At 53.6% G+C, this 17729-nt stretch carries 14 protein-coding genes and 2 tRNA genes; 1 reads left to right on the top strand and 15 read right to left on the bottom strand.

Annotated features, from left to right (window positions below; genetic code table 11):
• Positions 1 to 58 precede the first annotated feature (58 nt).
• The 9 genes from nlpI to LLF79_RS11685 all read right to left on the bottom strand — a co-directional run bounded on the left by nlpI (position 59) and on the right by LLF79_RS11685 (position 10280).
• On the bottom strand, positions 59 to 943 hold the full coding sequence (nlpI, locus tag LLF79_RS11725) for a lipoprotein NlpI (RefSeq protein WP_008501476.1): 885 nt from the start codon (positions 941 to 943) through the stop codon (positions 59 to 61).
• 108 nt (positions 944 to 1051) lie between these two features.
• Positions 1052 to 3190, bottom strand: a complete 2139-nt coding sequence (gene pnp / locus LLF79_RS11720) for a polyribonucleotide nucleotidyltransferase (protein WP_008501475.1) — start codon at positions 3188 to 3190, stop codon at positions 1052 to 1054.
• A gap of 242 nt (positions 3191 to 3432) precedes the next feature.
• The gene (rpsO, locus tag LLF79_RS11715; protein ID WP_003861789.1) at positions 3433 to 3702 is read right to left on the bottom strand and encodes a 30S ribosomal protein S15; all 270 of its coding nucleotides are present in this window, start codon (positions 3700 to 3702) and stop codon (positions 3433 to 3435) included.
• 154 nt (positions 3703 to 3856) lie between these two features.
• Positions 3857 to 4807 carry a tRNA pseudouridine(55) synthase TruB gene (gene truB / locus LLF79_RS11710; RefSeq protein WP_058655019.1) on the bottom strand — a complete coding sequence of 317 codons (951 nt, stop codon included), beginning with the start codon at positions 4805 to 4807 and terminating at the stop codon, positions 3857 to 3859.
• The gene (rbfA, locus tag LLF79_RS11705) at positions 4807 to 5211 is read right to left on the bottom strand and encodes a 30S ribosome-binding factor RbfA (protein WP_003024988.1); all 405 of its coding nucleotides are present in this window, start codon (positions 5209 to 5211) and stop codon (positions 4807 to 4809) included. The genes truB and rbfA overlap by 1 nt, the downstream gene beginning before the upstream one ends.
• Before the next feature lie 89 nt (positions 5212 to 5300).
• Positions 5301 to 7988, bottom strand: a complete 2688-nt coding sequence (gene infB / locus LLF79_RS11700; RefSeq protein ID WP_063435747.1) for a translation initiation factor IF-2 — start codon at positions 7986 to 7988, stop codon at positions 5301 to 5303.
• A gap of 24 nt (positions 7989 to 8012) precedes the next feature.
• Positions 8013 to 9515, bottom strand: coding sequence for a transcription termination factor NusA (gene nusA, locus LLF79_RS11695; protein WP_003861798.1), 1503 nt, complete (start codon positions 9513 to 9515; stop codon positions 8013 to 8015).
• Between the two features lie 28 nt (positions 9516 to 9543).
• Positions 9544 to 9996: a ribosome maturation factor RimP gene (gene rimP / locus LLF79_RS11690; protein WP_014833432.1), complete on the bottom strand. Its 453-nt coding sequence runs from the start codon at positions 9994 to 9996 to the stop codon at positions 9544 to 9546.
• 207 nt (positions 9997 to 10203) lie between these two features.
• A tRNA-Met gene (locus LLF79_RS11685) sits at positions 10204 to 10280 on the bottom strand.
• Positions 10281 to 10567: 287 nt separating this feature from the next.
• Between LLF79_RS11685 and argG the strand changes: the two genes are divergently transcribed.
• A complete protein-coding gene (gene argG / locus LLF79_RS11680) occupies positions 10568 to 11914 on the top strand; it encodes an argininosuccinate synthase (protein ID WP_150147932.1) in 1347 nt (448 codons plus the stop codon).
• 179 nt (positions 11915 to 12093) lie between these two features.
• Here the strand turns inward: argG and LLF79_RS11675 are convergent.
• The 6 genes from LLF79_RS11675 to rlmE all read right to left on the bottom strand — a co-directional run bounded on the left by LLF79_RS11675 (position 12094) and on the right by rlmE (position 17686).
• Positions 12094 to 12180, bottom strand: a tRNA-Leu gene (locus LLF79_RS11675).
• Between the two features lie 9 nt (positions 12181 to 12189).
• Entirely contained in the window at positions 12190 to 12522 is a 333-nt protein-coding gene (gene secG, locus LLF79_RS11670) for a preprotein translocase subunit SecG (RefSeq protein WP_021242256.1), read from the bottom strand.
• 223 nt (positions 12523 to 12745) lie between these two features.
• A complete protein-coding gene (glmM, locus tag LLF79_RS11665) occupies positions 12746 to 14083 on the bottom strand; it encodes a phosphoglucosamine mutase (protein ID WP_021242257.1) in 1338 nt (445 codons plus the stop codon).
• Positions 14076 to 14924: a dihydropteroate synthase gene (gene folP / locus LLF79_RS11660; protein WP_008501468.1), complete on the bottom strand. Its 849-nt coding sequence runs from the start codon at positions 14922 to 14924 to the stop codon at positions 14076 to 14078. Before folP ends, glmM begins: the two co-directional genes overlap by 8 nt.
• Positions 14925 to 15022: 98 nt before the next feature.
• Positions 15023 to 16957, bottom strand: a complete 1935-nt coding sequence (ftsH, locus tag LLF79_RS11655; RefSeq protein WP_013098921.1) for an ATP-dependent zinc metalloprotease FtsH — start codon at positions 16955 to 16957, stop codon at positions 15023 to 15025.
• A 102-nt stretch (positions 16958 to 17059) separates the two neighbouring features.
• The gene (gene rlmE / locus LLF79_RS11650) at positions 17060 to 17686 is read right to left on the bottom strand and encodes a 23S rRNA (uridine(2552)-2'-O)-methyltransferase RlmE (RefSeq protein ID WP_003861812.1); all 627 of its coding nucleotides are present in this window, start codon (positions 17684 to 17686) and stop codon (positions 17060 to 17062) included.
• Positions 17687 to 17729: the final 43 nt, after the last annotated feature.

Raw genomic sequence — 17729 nt, 5'->3', positions numbered from 1 at the left:
CCTCACCAGTTAAGGTGATGGCAATCAAAAGATTACGGGCTGATGTTTATGTCGTCAGCTATTGCTGGTCCGATTCTGCCAGGTCGTCTTGCTCCTGGCCCAAGAGCGATAATTCCAACAATGCATAACGGTGCTCAACGAAGTTGTGTACGTTGTTAGCAACCGCTAATTTGAACAGTGCCGTAGCGCTGTCCTTATCCCCCAGACTTAGGTAGTACTTACCTAAATAGAAGTTGGTTTCACTGAGATGCTCAGCGAGCGAGGTGTTATCCGTTGCGTCCGCCTTGAGGCGTTCCATCAGCGTTGCTTCGCTAATGTTGCCCAGGTAGAACTCGACAATGTTCCATCCCCACTGTTCCTTGTCCGATTTATCGAAGCGCTGTTTCAGTGCCTCTTTTGCCTGCTTCTCATCGAGCTTCCGCTCAACGATGTAAAGCCACAGGCTACGGAAAGGATCATTAGGATCGTCTTGATAAAACGCCAGCAGATCATCTTGCGCTAACTTGTCACGACCGCCGTAATACAATGCGATACCGCGATTCAAGTGCGCGTAGTTGTAAGTTGGATCAAGCTCAAGTACAGAATCAAACGCTTCATAGGCAGCATCAAAATTGCCTGCCTGCGTTAAATAAATGCCTAAGTAATTGAATACTTCAGGCATATCAGGTCGGATAGCCAGCGCTTGTGAAAAATCATTTCGCGCCAATGCCCTCAGACCGAGACTATCATACAACACTCCGCGCTCATATAAAAGCTGTGCGCGTTCGTCATCGGTTAAAGCCCGACTGGCAAGTATTTGTTCCATGCGTGCCAGGATCACTTCCTGCTGCAAAGTCGGTTGCAATGGCACTGCGAGGACTTCGCTCTTACGCCAGGCAGAGTTGCTGCATCCTGCCAGCGTTAAAGCTGTCGCAACGAAACACCAGCGCAAAAAAGGCTTCATTTCCCACTCCCGAAGACAACTATTGGATGAACGTCCTGTCCCCCGGCGGCTTAACAAGGCGTCCTGCCTGATAATAGGCCCTCCGCAAAGCGGAGGGCAAATGGCAACTTACTCGCCTTGCTGTTCTGCTGCCTGTGCTTCTGGCGCAGCAGCTGGCTGAGACTGCTCGGTTGCTTCTTTAATGCTCAGACGGATACGGCCCTGGCGATCAACTTCCAGAACTTTAACCGGCACTTCCTGACCCATCTGCAGGTAATCGGTCACTTTCTCAACGCGCTTGTCAGCGATCTGAGAGATGTGAACCAGACCTTCTTTACCGCCGCCGATGGCAACGAACGCGCCAAAGTCAACGATTCGGGTCACTTTACCTGCATAGACGCGGCCCACTTCGATTTCTGCAGTGATTTCTTCGATGCGACGGATCGCGAATTTCGCTTTCTCGCCGTCGGTTGCTGCGATCTTCACGGTACCGTCATCTTCGATTTCGATGGTGGTGCCGGTCTCTTCGGTCAGCGCACGGATTACGGAACCGCCCTTACCGATAACATCTTTGATCTTGTCTGGATTGATCTTGATGGTGTGAATACGCGGTGCGAATTCAGAGATATCACCGCGTGGCGCGTTGATAGCCTGTTCCATCACGCCCAGGATGTGCAGACGTGCACCTTTAGCCTGGTTCAGCGCAACCTGCATGATCTCTTTGGTGATACCTTCAATTTTGATATCCATCTGCAGCGCAGAGATACCGTCGCGGGAACCCGCTACTTTGAAGTCCATATCGCCCAGGTGGTCTTCGTCACCCAGAATGTCAGACAGAACAACATAGTTGTCGCCTTCTTTCACCAGGCCCATTGCGATACCCGCAACGGCGGCTTTAATTGGCACGCCTGCATCCATCAGCGCCAGAGAGGCACCACACACGGAAGCCATGGAAGAGGAACCGTTGGATTCGGTGATTTCAGACACCACACGTACGGTGTACGGGAATTTGTCTGCTTCTGGCATCACTGCCAGCACGCCGCGCTTCGCCAGACGACCGTGACCAATTTCACGACGCTTCGGTGAGCCAACCATGCCGGTTTCACCTACGGAGTACGGAGGGAAGTTGTAGTGGAACAGGAAGCTGTCAGTGCGCTCGCCCATCAGTTCGTCGATGATCTGCGCGTCACGTGCCGTACCCAGGGTCGCGGTAACCAGCGCCTGCGTTTCACCACGGGTGAACAGCGCAGAACCGTGAGTACGTGGCAGCACGCCAGTACGCACATCCAGACCACGGATCATGTCTTTTTCACGGCCATCGATACGCGGCTCGCCAGCCAGCACGCGGCTACGAACAACGTTTTTCTCGATAGCGTGCAGGATTTCGCCAATTTCGTTAGCGTCCAGCGTTTCGTCTTCAGCAACCAGGGTCGCGGTTACTTCAGATTTGATCACATCAACCTGAGCGTAACGTTCCTGTTTGTCGGTGATGCGGTATGCATCGCTCAGACGAGATTCTGCCAGTGCAGCAACGCGTGCGTTCAGCGCGTCGTTGGCCGCTTCTGGCTGCCAGTCCCAACGTGGTTTACCGGCTTCTTTCACCAGGTCGTTGATGTTCTGGATAACAACCTGCTGCTGGTCATGGCCGAAGACCACAGCGCCCAGCATCTGGTCTTCGCTCAGCAGTTCAGCTTCGGATTCAACCATCAGCACAGCGGCTTCGGTACCCGCAACCACCAGGTCCAGCTTACTTTCTTTCAGCTCTTCCTGAGTTGGGTTCAGCACGTACTGGTCGTTGATGTAACCGACGCGCGCGGCACCGATTGGGCCATTGAATGGAATACCAGACAGTGACAGGGCAGCGGACGCACCGATCATCGCCACGATGTCCGGGTTAACCTGTGGGTTAACGGAAACAACGGTCGCGATAACCTGCACTTCGTTGACGAAGCCTTCCGGGAACAGCGGGCGAACCGGGCGGTCAATCAGACGCGCGATCAGGGTTTCGCCTTCGCTTGGACGGCCTTCACGACGGAAGAAGCCACCCGGAATTTTACCGGCAGCGTAGGTACGCTCCTGGTAGTTAACGGTCAGCGGGAAGAAGTCCTGACCTGGTTTAGCTTTTTTCTGGCCAACAACGGTAACGAATACCGCGGTGTCATCCATGCTTACCATAACGGCAGCAGTCGCCTGACGTGCCATCATGCCGGTTTCCAGCGTGACGGTATGTTGACCATACTGGAATTTACGAACGATCGGATTCAGCAAAGTTCTGTCCTTTCTTAAATGTTTGACAGCACACCACCGGTGTGCTGTCGATTTGACCCGACCTTCTTCGCATCCTCGCGACTAATGACAACCAACACCCCCCTGGGTGAAGCCTCTCATTAGCCGCGCGAACCTCTGCAATGAAGATCATTTATAGCAACAATACAATAGTTTCCAGTGAATTGCTGCCGTCTGCTTGAAAAAAGGGGCCATCAGGCCCCCTTTTCTGAAACTCGCAAGACTTAGCGACGCAGACCCAGACGCTCGATCAGCGCGGTGTAGCGTGCAACATCTTTACGTTTCAGGTAGTCGAGCAGTTTACGACGCTGAGAAACCATACGCAGCAGACCACGACGGCTGTGGTGATCTTTTTTGTGCTCTGCAAAGTGACCCTGCAGGTGGTTAATCTGTGCAGTCAGCAGTGCAACCTGAACTTCGGTAGAACCGCTGTCGTTAGTACCACGACCAAACTCAGAAACGATTTTAGCTTTAGCTTCAACGCTTAGAGACATTTTCAAACTCCAAAGTATAAAGAATGTAAGGATGCCGATCTCTAATTCAGCAATCCCATGTACGCCCCGCAGATTGTTAAACAATTTACCAGGCGTTAAGCGGCGATATTCTACTCGTCTCCCCTGCTTATCGCAAGGTGAGCCGTTATTACCGTCACGCGTCGACCGGATATTCGACGACCAGACGACGCGGCGCAACGCGCCCTTCGCCATCCATTTCGCCCATGCCGATGAATTTCCCTTCGTCACCTTCAGTCACGCGTACCAGGCCTTCCAGCGGCGCATCTGACGTACGAACCGGGTTGCCGTTCTTAAAGTAAACGGACGATGTTAAAGGAAGATTAACAACCGGGAAGTCCGCAGCCGGACTGTCCATCGGCATCAGCAGTGGGTCGAGCAGCTCTGCCGGCGCGATCCCCTGAGATTCCGCCTGTTCAACCAGCTCGCGCAGATGTTCCAGGGTCACCATTCGCTCCACCGGGTACTTGCTCACCGCAAGGCGACGCAGGTAAATCACATGTGCGCCGCAGCCCAGCTTTTCACCGAGGTCATCAATGATGGTGCGAATATAGGTCCCTTTCGAACAGTGCACTTCCAGCTCCAGCTCATCACCTTCGTGGCGAATAAAGAGCAGCTCATACACGGTAATCGGACGGGCTTCACGCGGGACGTCAATACCCTGGCGCGCATATTCGTAGAGTTTTTTGCCCTGATACTTTAGCGCCGAATACATCGACGGCACCTGCATCGTCTCCCCACGGAAGCTCTCCAGCGCCGCATCAAGCTGCTCCGCACTAAAGGTCACCGGACGCTCTTCCACGACCTGGCCATCCGCGTCGGAGGTATCCGTGCGCTGGCCCAGCTTAGCGATAACGCGGTAACGCTTATCGGAGTCGAGCAGGTACTGGGAAAATTTTGTCGCCTCTCCCAGACAGACCGGCAGCATGCCGGTTGCCAGCGGATCGAGCGCGCCGGTGTGGCCCGCTCGGTTGGCGTTAAAAATACGCTTCACTTTTTGCAGCACGTCGTTGCTGGAAGCGCCCTGGGGTTTATCCAGCAGCAGCACACCATGCACGTCGCGACCACGACGACGAGGACGACTCATCAGTCCTCCTTGCTGTCGTCCGCCGGGTTAACACGACGCTCATCGTCATGTTTCACCACGCTGGTCACCAGGTTGGACATACGCATACCTTCGACCAGCGAGTTGTCGTAGAAGAAGGTCAGTTCAGGCACGATACGCAGGCGCATCGCTTTGCCGAGCAGAGAGCGGATGAAACCAGAGGCTTCCTGCAGCGCTTTAATGCCGTTCTTCACTGCGGCTTCGTCCTGATCGTTCAGGAAGGTGACGAACACTTTTGCGTAGGCCAAATCGCGGGACATTTCCACACCGGAAACGGTGGTCATCATGCCGACGCGCGGGTCTTTGATTTCACGTTGCAGAATGAGTGCGATCTCTTTCTGCATTTCCTGCGCTACGCGCTGAGGGCGACCAAATTCTTTCGCCATAATAAATTCTCCAGACAAAAAAGGGGCTAAAGCCCCTTTTTGAAATTATTGCCGGGTGGCGCGAGGCGATCCCGGCTTACAATCGGAAATTAAGCGATAGTACGCTGAATTTCGATGATCTCGAACACCTCGATCATATCGCCAACGCGAACGTCGTTGTAGTTCTTCACGCCGATACCACATTCCATGCCGTTACGGACTTCGTTAACGTCATCTTTGAAGCGGCGCAGGGATTCCAGCTCGCCTTCATAGATAACCACGTTGTCACGCAGTACGCGGATTGGGTTGTGACGCTTGATGTTACCTTCGGTAACCATACAGCCCGCGATCGCACCGAATTTCGGTGATTTGAACACGTCACGTACTTCAGCCAGACCGATGATCTGCTGTTTCAGCTCAGGAGACAGCATACCGCTCATCGCTGCTTTCACTTCATCGATCAGGTTATAGATGACGGAGTAGTAACGCAGATCCAGGCTTTCGGATTCAATCACTTTACGCGCAGAGGCATCCGCACGAACGTTGAAGCCAACCAGGATAGCGTTGGAGGCAGCAGCCAGGGTCGCGTCGGTTTCGGTGATACCACCTACGCCAGAACCGATGATCTTCACTTTAACTTCGTCGGTAGACAGTTTCAGCAAGGAGTCGGAGATTGCTTCCACAGAACCCTGAACGTCGGCTTTCAGAACGATGTTCACTTCGTGAACTTCGCCATCGGTCATGTTGGCAAACATGTTCTCGAGTTTAGATTTCTGCTGACGAGCCAGTTTAACTTCACGGAATTTGCCCTGACGATACAGTGCCACTTCACGCGCTTTCTTCTCGTCACGCACAACGGTCACTTCGTCACCAGCAGCCGGAACGCCGGACAGACCCAGGATTTCCACTGGAATGGACGGACCTGCTTCCAGCACTTCCTGACCCAGTTCGTTACGCATCGCACGAACGCGACCGTATTCGAAACCGCACAGAACGATATCGCCTTTATGCAGCGTACCTTCACGAACCAGAACGGTAGCAACAGGGCCACGTCCTTTATCCAGGAAGGATTCGATAACCGCACCGCTCGCCATACCGTTACGGATGGCTTTCAGCTCCAGAACTTCGGCCTGCAGCAGGATCGCGTCCAGCAGTTCGTCGATACCGGTACCCGCTTTCGCAGACACGTGTACGAACTGGCTTTCGCCGCCCCACTCTTCCGGCAGGATACCGTACTGGGAAAGTTCGTTTTTAACACGATCGGGATCCGCTTCTGGCTTATCGATCTTGTTCACCGCAACCACAACCGGCACACCCGCTGCTTTCGCGTGCTGGATAGCTTCGATGGTCTGCGGCATGACGCCGTCGTCTGCAGCAACAACCAGAACAACGATATCCGTCGCCTGAGCACCACGAGCACGCATGGAGGTAAACGCGGCGTGGCCTGGGGTATCCAGGAAGGTGATCATACCGTTGTCAGTTTCTACGTGGTATGCACCGATGTGCTGAGTAATACCACCCGCTTCGCCAGAGGCAACCTTGGTAGAGCGAATATAGTCAAGCAGCGAGGTTTTACCGTGGTCAACGTGACCCATGATGGTCACTACCGGTGCGCGCGGTTCTGCCGCAGCACCTGTGTCACGGTCGCTCATTACTGCTTCTTCCAGCTCGTTTTCACGACGCAGGATAACTTTGTGGCCCATCTCTTCCGCAACCAGCTGTGCAGTTTCCTGATCGATCACCTGGTTGATGGTTGCCATCGCGCCCAGCTTCATCATTGCTTTGATGACCTGAGAGCCTTTAACCGCCATCTTGTTCGCCAGTTCGCCAACGGTAATGGTTTCGCCGATCACAACGTCACGGTTAACGGCCTGAGCCGGCTTCTGGAAGCCCTGCTGCAGAGCGGAACCTTTACGCTTGCCGCCTTTACCACCGCGAACAGCCGCACGCGCTTCTTCACGGTCAGCTTTGGATTCCGCGTGCTTGTTACCTTTTTTCGCCGGACGCGCTGCTTTTGCATTACGACCACGGCCACGGCCGCCTTCTACTTCACGGTCGTTATCATCTTCAGCCTGACGTGCGTGCTGAGAAGTGGTCACGTGATAGTCGCTGGTGTCTTCAGACTGCTCAGCGGTATCAACACCGTTCTTCTCATTTTCTTCTGCCATGCGACGCGCTTCTTCGGCGACGCGGCGAGCTTCTTCTTCCAGCTTACGGCGGGCTTCTTCTTCCGCTTTACGCTTCAGTTCGGCAGCTTCATTTTCACGGCGGGCTTTTTCAGCCTGGGCGGTTTTGGTCATTTCGTCTGTCTGTTGATTGCTCACTTTGTCTTTTTCCGCAGCGTCACGCTTCAATTTATCACTTGCGTCGCGTTTCGCTTTTTCTGCGGCCTCACGTTCAGCTTTTAATTCTGCTTCACGTTTGGCGGCTGCTTCCGCCTCACGCTGAGCTTGTTCTTCCGCTTCACGCTGTGCCTGCTCTTCCGCGGCAAGGCGTTCTGCCTCTTGCGGATCACGTTTTACAAAGGTGCGCGTCTTGCGGACTTCAATTTGTACCGATTTGCTTTTGCCACCGGTACCAGGGATGTTTAACGTGCTACGCGTTTTGCGCTGCAGCGTTAACTTGTCAGGCGTAGAGCCGTGTTCACGGTTCAGGTGCGTTAACAAGGTTTGTTTTTCTTGCGCGGTCACCGAGTCATCAGCGGACTTCGGGATCCCTGCATCAGCAAATTGCTGTACCAGGCGGTCCACGGAGGTCTGAATCTCAGCAGCCAGCGATTTTACAGTTACATCAGTCATGCTGTTCCTTCCTGCTACAGTTTATTACGCTTCGTCGCCGAACCAGCAAATATTACGTGCGGCCATGATGAGCTCGCCGGCTTTCTCGTCGGTTAAACCTTCGATATCAGCCAGGTCATCAACGCCTTGTTCAGCGAGATCTTCCAGCGTACAAACACCACGGGCAGCCAGCTTGAACGCAATCGCACGATCAAGACCTTCCAGATTCAGCAGGTCATCAGCCGGCTTCTTATCGCCAAGGCTTTCTTCCTGAGCCAGTGCCAGGGTGGTCAGTGCGTTTTTAGCGCGTTCACGCAGGGCTTCAACGGTTGGTTCATCCAGACCGTCAATTTCCAGCAGCTCTTTCATTGGCACATAGGCCAGTTCTTCCAGCGTAGAGAAACCTTCTTCAACCAGAACAGTGGCGAAATCTTCGTCAATATCCAGGTATTTGGTGAAGGTATCGATCGCCGCATGGGCTTCAGCCTGATGCTTAGCCTGCAGGTCATCAACGGTCATGACGTTGAGTTCCCAGCCGCTCAGCTGTGACGCCAGGCGTACGTTCTGACCGTTACGGCCGATTGCCTGCGCCAGGTTGCCCGCTTCAACAGCGATATCCATGGTGTGTTTGTCTTCGTCAACAACGATAGACGCCACATCAGCCGGAGCCATTGCGTTGATCACGAACTGCGCCGGGTTGTCATCCCACAGAACGATATCAATACGTTCGCCGCCCAGCTCAGTAGAAACTGCCTGGACACGCGCACCGCGCATACCGACGCAAGCACCGACCGGGTCGATACGCTTGTCGTTGGTTTTCACCGCAATTTTCGCACGGGAGCCCGGATCGCGAGCCGCCGCTTTAATTTCGATAACTTCTTCACCGATTTCCGGTACTTCGATACGGAACAGTTCTACCAGCATTTCTGGTTTAGAACGGGTCACGAACAGTTGCGCACCGCGAGCTTCTGGACGCACAGCGTACAGAACACCACGAATACGGTCGCCCGGACGGAAGTTTTCACGCGGCAGCATATCTTCACGCAGGATCACGGCTTCAGCGTTACCCGGCAACCCTTCGGATTTGATCTCCAGAGAGATGTTGTCGCGGTTCACTTTCTTCACCACGCCGGTGATGATTTCGCCTTCCTGATCGCGGAACTGATCGACAACCAGCGCGCGCTCGGCTTCGCGCACTTTCTGCACGATAACCTGTTTAGCGGTCTGGGTAGTGATGCGGTCGAAGGTCACAGATTCAATCTGATCTTCAACGTAGTCACCCACGTTCAGACTTTCGTCTTCAAAACGGGCGGCTTCCAGCGTGATCTCTTTGGTCGGCTGGGTCACTTCTTCAACGATTACCCAACGACGGAATGTATCGAAGTCACCGCTTTTACGATCGATTTCTACGCGAACATCGATCTCTTGTTCGTATTTTTTCTTGGTTGCTGTAGCCAGTGCACTTTCCAGCGCTTCAAAAATCTTCTCACGCGGCAGTGATTTCTCGTTGGAGACGGCTTCAACAACAGCCAAAATTTCTTTGTTCATCGCGGGCTTTTCACCTCAATCCAGACTGTTAAAAGTGGGGAACCAGGTTCGCCTTCTGGATATTACTCAGCGCGAACACTTCATCTTTGCCTTCGACTGTCACCGTGATCATTTCACCATCAACGGCTTTGATAATTCCCTGCCATTTACGGCGGTTCTGTACGGCCATACGCAGAACGAGAGCCACTTCTTCACCGGTAAAGCGCACATAGTGCTCGGCCGTGAACATCGGGCGATCGAGGCCAGGTGAGGAAACTTCCAGGTTGTACGCAACGGTAATTGGGTCTTCAACATCAAGAACCGCACTCACCTGGTGGCTGACATCAGCACAATCATCAACATTGATGCCATCTTCACTATCAATATAGATGCGCAGCGTCGATGTACGGCCGCGAACGAATTCGATGCCGACCAGTTCGTAGCCCAGTGCTTCGACCGGTGCAGTAATCATCTCTGTTAATTTTTGCTCTAATGTGGACAAGCCCACCCCCAAGACATAAAAAAAGGGCGTAAAGCCCAGTTATTCTGTAGTCAGATAACAAAAAACCCCGATAAATCGGGGCTTTAGATAACTGAACCCTATAGCCACAACTGTGGCCTGGAGCACTCTCCGAAAGAATTTTTTCAAATCCAGCTACGAAGGCTCTAAGTCTTCACAGTATATTTGAAAAAGAACTTTATGGGAAAGTGGTTGCGGGGGCCGGATTTGAACCGACGACCTTCGGGTTATGAGCCCGACGAGCTACCAGGCTGCTCCACCCCGCGCCTGAAACGTGGCAAATTCTACGCGTTTTGGACAGAATTTGCAAATAATGCTGGGATTTGGTACCGAAGACGGGACGTAAAATCGGCGTTTAGTATATTGATAGTTGACCCCACCTGTCAAGGCAACTTCCGCCAGATCGATCAGACCAAAATTTTTACAAAAAGCGCACGAGTCTCTTCCGGTCTTCGCCAAAAGATGATTAAATGAATACTCACTTATTTTGCATAAAAATGCACAAGAGAGCGAAAGCGGTCTCTAATCAGTCAATCAAGCAGGGTTTTATTCTATGACGACGATTCTCAAGCATCTTCCGGTAGGACAACGTATTGGCATCGCTTTCTCAGGTGGCCTGGATACCAGCGCTGCACTGCTGTGGATGCGCCAGAAGGGAGCGGTTCCGTATGCTTATACTGCGAACCTGGGTCAGCCGGATGAGGACGACTATGATGCCATTCCTCGTCGCGCGAAAGAGTATGGTGCAGAGAACGCGCGCCTGATTGACTGCCGTAAGCAACTGGTCGCGGAAGGTATCGCGGCGATTCAGTGTGGTGCATTCCATAACACCACCGGCGGCCTGACCTATTTCAACACCACTCCGCTGGGCCGTGCGGTCACCGGTACCATGCTGGTTGCCGCCATGAAAGAAGACGGCGTCAACATCTGGGGTGATGGCAGCACCTATAAAGGCAACGATATTGAACGTTTCTATCGTTATGGCCTGCTGACCAACGCCGAATTGCAGATCTACAAACCGTGGCTGGATACCGACTTCATCGACGAGCTGGGTGGTCGTCATGAGATGTCCGAGTTTATGATCGCCTGCGGCTTTGACTATAAGATGTCCGTCGAGAAAGCCTACTCCACCGACTCCAACATGCTGGGTGCGACGCACGAAGCAAAAGACCTGGAATTCCTGAACTCCAGCGTGAAGATCGTTAACCCAATCATGGGCGTGAAGTTCTGGGATGAGAACGTGAAGATCCCGGCAGAAGAAGTGACCGTGCGTTTCGAACGTGGTCATCCGGTTGCGCTGAACGGCAAAACCTTCTCTGATGACGTTGAGCTGATGCTGGAAGCAAACCGTATTGGTGGCCGTCACGGCCTGGGCATGAGCGATCAGATTGAAAACCGTATCATCGAAGCGAAAAGCCGTGGCATCTATGAAGCCCCGGGAATGGCGCTGCTGCATATTGCTTACGAGCGTCTGCTGACTGGTATTCACAACGAAGACACTATTGAGCAGTATCACTCTCATGGCCGTCAGCTGGGCAAACTGCTGTATCAGGGCCGCTGGTTCGATCCGCAGGCGCTGATGCTGCGTGATGCGCTGCAGCGTTGGGTGGCGAGTGCAATCACCGGTGAAGTGACCCTGGAACTGCGTCGCGGTAACGACTACTCCATCCTGAACACCGTGTCTGATAACCTGACCTATAAAGCAGAGCGTCTGACCATGGAGAAAGGTGACTCAGTGTTCTCACCGGACGATCGTATTGGCCAGCTGACCATGCGTAACCTGGACATCACCGATACCCGTGAGAAGCTGTTCAACTATGTTGAGAATGGCCTGCTCTCTGCGAATTCAGGTAACGGCCTGCCGCAGGTTGAAAACCTGGAACACAGCGATAAGAAATAATCGATAATGAAACATGCAAAAGGCGCCCAATGGGCGCCTTTTTGTTCGGCTTTTGTAGGGCGGGTAAGCGCAGCGCCACCCGCCATTTTGCCCGGTGGCGCTGCGCTTACCGGGCCTACGAACGGCAAAAGCTACAGACGAAAAAAAAGACGTCTTTCGACGTCTTTCTTCTGGAATATTGGTACCGAGGATGGGACTCGAACCCACAAGCCCGTTAGGGCACTACCACCTCAAGGTAGCGTGTCTACCAATTCCACCACCTCGGTACGGAATACTTACTGCGGGATATCGCTGGTTGGCTTAGCCGGTGCAGCTGGCTGAGTCTGCTCAGTTTTTGCTGGCGCGCTCAGGTTTTCCCACTCGCTTCCTTTGCTGGTCTTGTTGCTGTTGATATTGCCAAGCACCAGACTGATGATGAAGAACAGCGTCGCCAGAATCGCCGTCGTGCGGGTCATGAAGTTCGCAGAACCACTTGAACCGAACAGCGTACCGGAAGCGCCTGCTCCGAAGGAGGCTCCCATATCAGCGCCTTTACCTTGCTGCAGCATAATCAGCGCTACGAGAGCGATGGCTACAATAAGGAAAACAACTAAAAGAGCTTCGTACATAATCAACCTGTTCCTTGCGGATTTGCCGCATACCAATGCTTCGACCAATTAGCAGGATTTCTGTTTCCCACTGAAGCGGGTGTGAATACTAACCAAAGCGAATCACCTTCGCAAGGGCATTTTCGACGCATTGTATCAACTGCGGAAAAAAACAGCAAAAAGCCATTAATTGCTTAAAACAAAGGCGGCAAACGCCGCCTTTTTAAACATTTAGCGTGCAAGATTATGCAGCTTTAACAGCATCCGCAATACGGTGCGCAAATTCGGTTACCTGCGCTTCGTCTTCGCCTTCCACCATCACGCGGATCAGCGGTTCAGTACCAGACTTACGCAGCAGCACGCGTCCACGGCTGCCCAGGGCCGCTTCAACGTCAGCCATCACCGCTTTCACGTTCTCATTTTCCAGCGGATCGCCTTTGCCGGCAGTGAAACGTACGTTTACGAGGATCTGTGGGAACATTTTCATGCCGCTGCACAGATCGTGCAGGCTCATATGGTTGCGCGCCATGGCGGCAACCACCTGCAACGCGGCCACAATACCGTCACCGGTGGTGGTTTTGTCGAGCAGGATCACGTGACCTGAATTCTCAGCGCCGATACGCCAGCCCTTCTCCTGCAATTTTTCCAGCACATAGCGGTCACCCACTTTCGCGCGAACGAACGGAATACCGAGCTGTTTCAGCGCCAGTTCCAGGCCCATGTTACTCATCAGCGTCCCGACCGCACCGCCGCGCAGCTGACCCTGACGCAGACCTTCACGCGCAATAATGTAGAGGATCTGGTCGCCGTCGACCTTGTTACCTTCGTGATCAACCATGATCACGCGGTCACCGTCGCCGTCCAGCGCAATGCCCAGATCGGCTTTTTCTGCCAGAACGCGCGCCTGCAGGGCACGAACGTCCGTCGCACCGACCTGCTCGTTGATGTTCAGACCATCCGGCTCACAGCCGATGGCGATCACTTTCGCACCGAGCTCGCGGAAGACATTCGGGGCAATGTGGTAGGTCGCGCCATTTGCGCAGTCCACCACAATTTTGAGGTGCGCCAGGCTCAGCTCATTCGGGAAGGTGCCTTTACAGAATTCGATATAGCGACCCGCCGCATCAACGATACGGTTCGCTTTACCCAGCTCTGCGGAATCAACACAGGTGATCTCTTTTTCCATTTCAGCTTCAATGGCTTCTTCCACCTCATCCGGCAGCTTGGTGCCATCAATAGAGAAGAATTTAATGCCGTTGTCGTAGAACGGGTTGTGAGAGGCCGAGATGACAATCCCCGCTTCCGCACGGAAGGTGCGCGTCAGATACGCGACCGCAGGCGTTGGCATTGGGCCTGTAAAAGAGGCGGACAGTCCAGCCGCCGCCAGCCCCGCTTCCAGCGCGGATTCCAGCATATAGCCGGAAATACGGGTGTCTTTACCGATGATAATTTTACGTGAGCCATGACGCGCCAGAACCTTGCCGGCAGCCCAGCCGAGCTTCAGGACAAAATCAGGGGTGATGGGAGCATCGCCTACGCGCCCACGGATACCGTCGGTACCAAAATATTTACGATTACTCATAGCGTTTGTTTTCCTTCGCTGCCAGTGTGGCTTCCACCACACGCATGGCTTCTACTGTTTCTTTGACGTCATGGACACGAATGATGTGCGCACCCTGCATCGCCGCAATCACCGCGCAGGCCAGGCTGCCGCTCAGGCGTTCGCTCGGGCCTACATTCAGCAACTGGCCAATCATCGACTTTCTCGACATCCCCACCAGCAGCGGCAGGCCAAAGTGATGAAATTCCGATAAGCGCGCAAGCAGCGCATAGTTGTGTGAGAGATTTTTACCGAAACCGAACCCCGGGTCGAGCAGCAATTTCTCTTTTGGGATACCGGCACGTTCACAACGTTCGATATGCTCAATAAAGAAGCGATTTACGTCGGCAAAAACATCGTCATACTTCGGCGCGTCCTGCATGGTTTTCGGTTGCCCCTGCATATGCATCAGGCAAACCGGCAGCCCGGTTTCCGCAGCCGCCTCAATCGCTCCCGGCTCGGTAAGTGAACGAATATCATTGATAATGTGAGCGCCCACTTTCGCCACTTCTCGGATCACTTCCGGTTTGGAGGTATCTACTGAGATCCACACTTCAAACCGCTGTGCGATTGCTTCAACGACCGGCACCACGCGCGCCAGCTCTTCTTCCACAGACACGTCCGCCGCACCGGGACGCGTCGATTCGCCGCCAACGTCAATGATGGTGGCACCTGCATTAATCATTAAATTCGCATGCTTAACCGCCTCGATAAGCGTGTTATGCGTGCCGCCGTCAGAGAAGGAGTCAGGGGTAACATTCAGGATCCCCATCACATGGGGATGTGAAAGATCGAGATGCGAGTCCTGAGCGAATAATTTCATGGCGAAATCCCTGATATCTAAATGGTTAAACAGAAATGAAAAACCCCGGAGCAAGCTCCAGGGTTTGAGGTACAAACAAACGCTTCAACAGCAGTGACTTACTTATCGCCCAACTGTTCTGACATGGTGTTGCCCGGGTTTGGCGTACGCGGTTCATCAACCGGACGCGGTGCACGCGGGGTGCCATTGTTGTCAGAGTTATTGGAAGCGCCTGGGTCTTCCCAGCCTGCTGGCGGACGCACTTCGCGGCGCGCCATCAGGTCGTCAATCTGCGGTGCATCGATGGTCTCATATTTCATGAGCGCATCTTTCATGGAATGCAGAATGTCCATGTTGTCATTCAGGATCTGACGCGCGCGACCGTAGTTACGTTCAATCAGCGCTTTCACTTCCTGGTCGATGATACGAGCCGTTTCATCGGACATATGTTTCGCTTTTGCCACGGAGCGGCCCAGGAACACTTCGCCCTCTTCCTCTGCATAGAGCAGCGGACCGAGTTTGTCGGAGAAGCCCCACTGAGTCACCATGTTACGTGCCAGGTTTGTCGCCACTTTAATGTCGTTCGACGCACCGGTAGAAACATGTTCCGGACCGTAGATAATCTCTTCCGCCAGACGGCCGCCGTACAGGGTTGAGATCTGGCTTTCCAGCTTCTGACGGCTGGCGCTGATCGCGTCGCCTTCAGGCAGGAAGAAGGTCACACCCAGCGCACGACCGCGCGGAATAATCGTCACTTTATGCACCGGATCGTGTTCCGGCACCAGGCGACCGATAATCGCGTGACCCGCTTCGTGGTAAGCCGTGGACTCTTTCTGCGCTTCCGTCATCACCATGGAGCGACGTTCCGCACCCATCATGATCTTATCTTTCGCTTTCTCGAACTCCACCATCGACACGACGCGCTTGTTACCGCGAGCGGCAAACAGTGCAGCTTCGTTGACCAGGTTAGCGAGATCCGCACCGGAGAAGCCCGGAGTACCGCGCGCAATGATTGCCGCGTCGATATCTGGCGCCAGCGGTACGCGACGCATGTGAACTTTCAGAATCTGTTCACGACCGCGAACATCCGGCAGACCGACAACAACCTGACGGTCGAAACGGCCTGGACGCAGCAGCGCCGGGTCAAGAACGTCCGGACGGTTAGTCGCCGCGATAACGATGATACCTTCGTTACCTTCGAAGCCGTCCATCTCAACCAGCATCTGGTTCAGCGTCTGTTCACGTTCATCGTGACCACCGCCCAGACCTGCGCCACGCTGGCGGCCTACGGCGTCGATTTCATCAATGAAGATAATGCACGGTGCTGCCTTCTTGGCCTGCTCGAACATGTCACGCACACGAGATGCACCAACACCCACGAACATTTCGACGAAGTCAGAACCTGAAATAGTAAAGAACGGCACCTTCGCTTCACCCGCGATGGCTTTCGCCAGCAGGGTTTTACCGGTACCCGGAGGGCCAACCATCAGCACGCCTTTCGGGATCTTACCGCCCAGCTTCTGGAAACGGCTCGGCTCGCGCAGGTATTCAACCAGTTCACCCACCTCTTCTTTCGCTTCGTCACAACCGGCGACGTCTGCAAACGTGGTTTTGATCTGATCTTCCGTTAACATACGCGCCTTGCTCTTACCGAACGACATGGCACCTTTGCCACCGCCGCCCTGCATCTGGCGCATAAAGAAGATCCAGACGCCGATAAGCAGCAGCATCGGGAACCAGGAAATGAAGATAGAAGCCAACAGGCTTGGTTCTTCTGGCGGCTCGCCTACCACTTTGACGTTTTTGGTCAGAAGGTTATCAAGCAGCTTAGGATCGTTCACCGGGATGTAGGTCGTGTAACGGTTACTATCTTTCTTGGTAACGTTGATCTCACGTCCGTTGATACGCGCTTCGCGAACCTGGTCCTGATTGACCTCCTGCAGGAAGGTAGAATAATCCACCTTGCGGCCATTCGACTCGCTGGGCCCAAAGCTCTGGAATACTGACATCAGCACAACGGCAATGACCAGCCAGAGTATTAGGTTTTTCGCCATGTCACTCAAGGGATTAACCTCATATTACAACTGTGTTAAAAACAGCGTCAGGATACTCTATATCCAGTTTCATTCAAACTTTCGTCTGAAATCTCCCGGTTATCATTTTCGCCCGGTCGCTACAATATACACTTCACGGGAACGGGCCCGGGAAGAGTCCGGCTTACGAACTTTGACCTTCGCAAACAGGGAGCGAATTTCCTTAAGATACTCCTCGAAACCTTCGCCCTGAAACACCTTCACAACAAAACTACCACCAGGCGCTAGTACATCACGACACATTTCTAACGCTAGCTCCACCAGATACATGGCGCGGGGGATATCCACCGCCGGTGTTCCGCACATATTTGGTGCCATATCTGACATGACAACCTGGACCTTACTGTCACCTACACGATCAAGTAACGCTTTCAGCACTAATTCATCACGAAAGTCGCCCTGAAGGAAGTCGACACCGACGATGGGATCCATAGGTAAAAGATCGCACGCGATGATTCGGCCCGTTCCGCCGATCTGCGTTACCGCATACTGGGACCATCCGCCAGGTGCCGCACCGAGGTCAACAACCGTCATCCCCGGCTTAAAAAGTTTGTCACTTTGCTGTATTTCATCAAGTTTAAACCAGGCACGGGAACGCAACCCCTTTTTCTGTGCCTGTTGAACATATTTATCGCTAAAGTGTTCCTGAAGCCAGCGGCTGGAGCTGGCAGAACGCTTTTTACCTGTCATTTAACATTTCCGTCCTGGTTCATCGTTACTTGCCTGTGACGTA

The sequence above is a fragment of the Enterobacter cloacae complex sp. 2021EL-01169 genome, assembly GCF_020733125.1.
Classification (GTDB): Bacteria; Pseudomonadota; Gammaproteobacteria; order Enterobacterales; family Enterobacteriaceae; genus Enterobacter; species Enterobacter roggenkampii.
This window is presented reverse-complemented; position numbering and strand designations above follow the sequence as displayed.

Coding starts and splice junctions, on each gene's coding strand:
- nlpI (WP_008501476.1), bottom strand. CDS start 943: ATGAAGCCTTTTTTGCGCTGGTGTTTCGTTGCGACAGCTTTAACGCTG.
- rpsO (WP_003861789.1), bottom strand. CDS start 3,702: ATGTCTCTAAGCGTTGAAGCTAAAGCTAAAATCGTTTCTGAGTTTGGT.
- truB (WP_058655019.1), bottom strand. CDS start 4,807: ATGAGTCGTCCTCGTCGTCGTGGTCGCGACGTGCATGGTGTGCTGCTG.
- rbfA (WP_003024988.1), bottom strand. CDS start 5,211: ATGGCGAAAGAATTTGGTCGCCCTCAGCGCGTAGCGCAGGAAATGCAG.
- infB (WP_063435747.1), bottom strand. CDS start 7,988: ATGACTGATGTAACTGTAAAATCGCTGGCTGCTGAGATTCAGACCTCC.
- nusA (WP_003861798.1), bottom strand. CDS start 9,515: ATGAACAAAGAAATTTTGGCTGTTGTTGAAGCCGTCTCCAACGAGAAA.
- argG (WP_150147932.1), top strand. CDS start 10,568: ATGACGACGATTCTCAAGCATCTTCCGGTAGGACAACGTATTGGCATC.
- secG (WP_021242256.1), bottom strand. CDS start 12,522: ATGTACGAAGCTCTTTTAGTTGTTTTCCTTATTGTAGCCATCGCTCTC.
- glmM (WP_021242257.1), bottom strand. CDS start 14,083: ATGAGTAATCGTAAATATTTTGGTACCGACGGTATCCGTGGGCGCGTA.
- folP (WP_008501468.1), bottom strand. CDS start 14,924: ATGAAATTATTCGCTCAGGACTCGCATCTCGATCTTTCACATCCCCAT.
- ftsH (WP_013098921.1), bottom strand. CDS start 16,957: ATGGCGAAAAACCTAATACTCTGGCTGGTCATTGCCGTTGTGCTGATG.
- rlmE (WP_003861812.1), bottom strand. CDS start 17,686: ATGACAGGTAAAAAGCGTTCTGCCAGCTCCAGCCGCTGGCTTCAGGAA.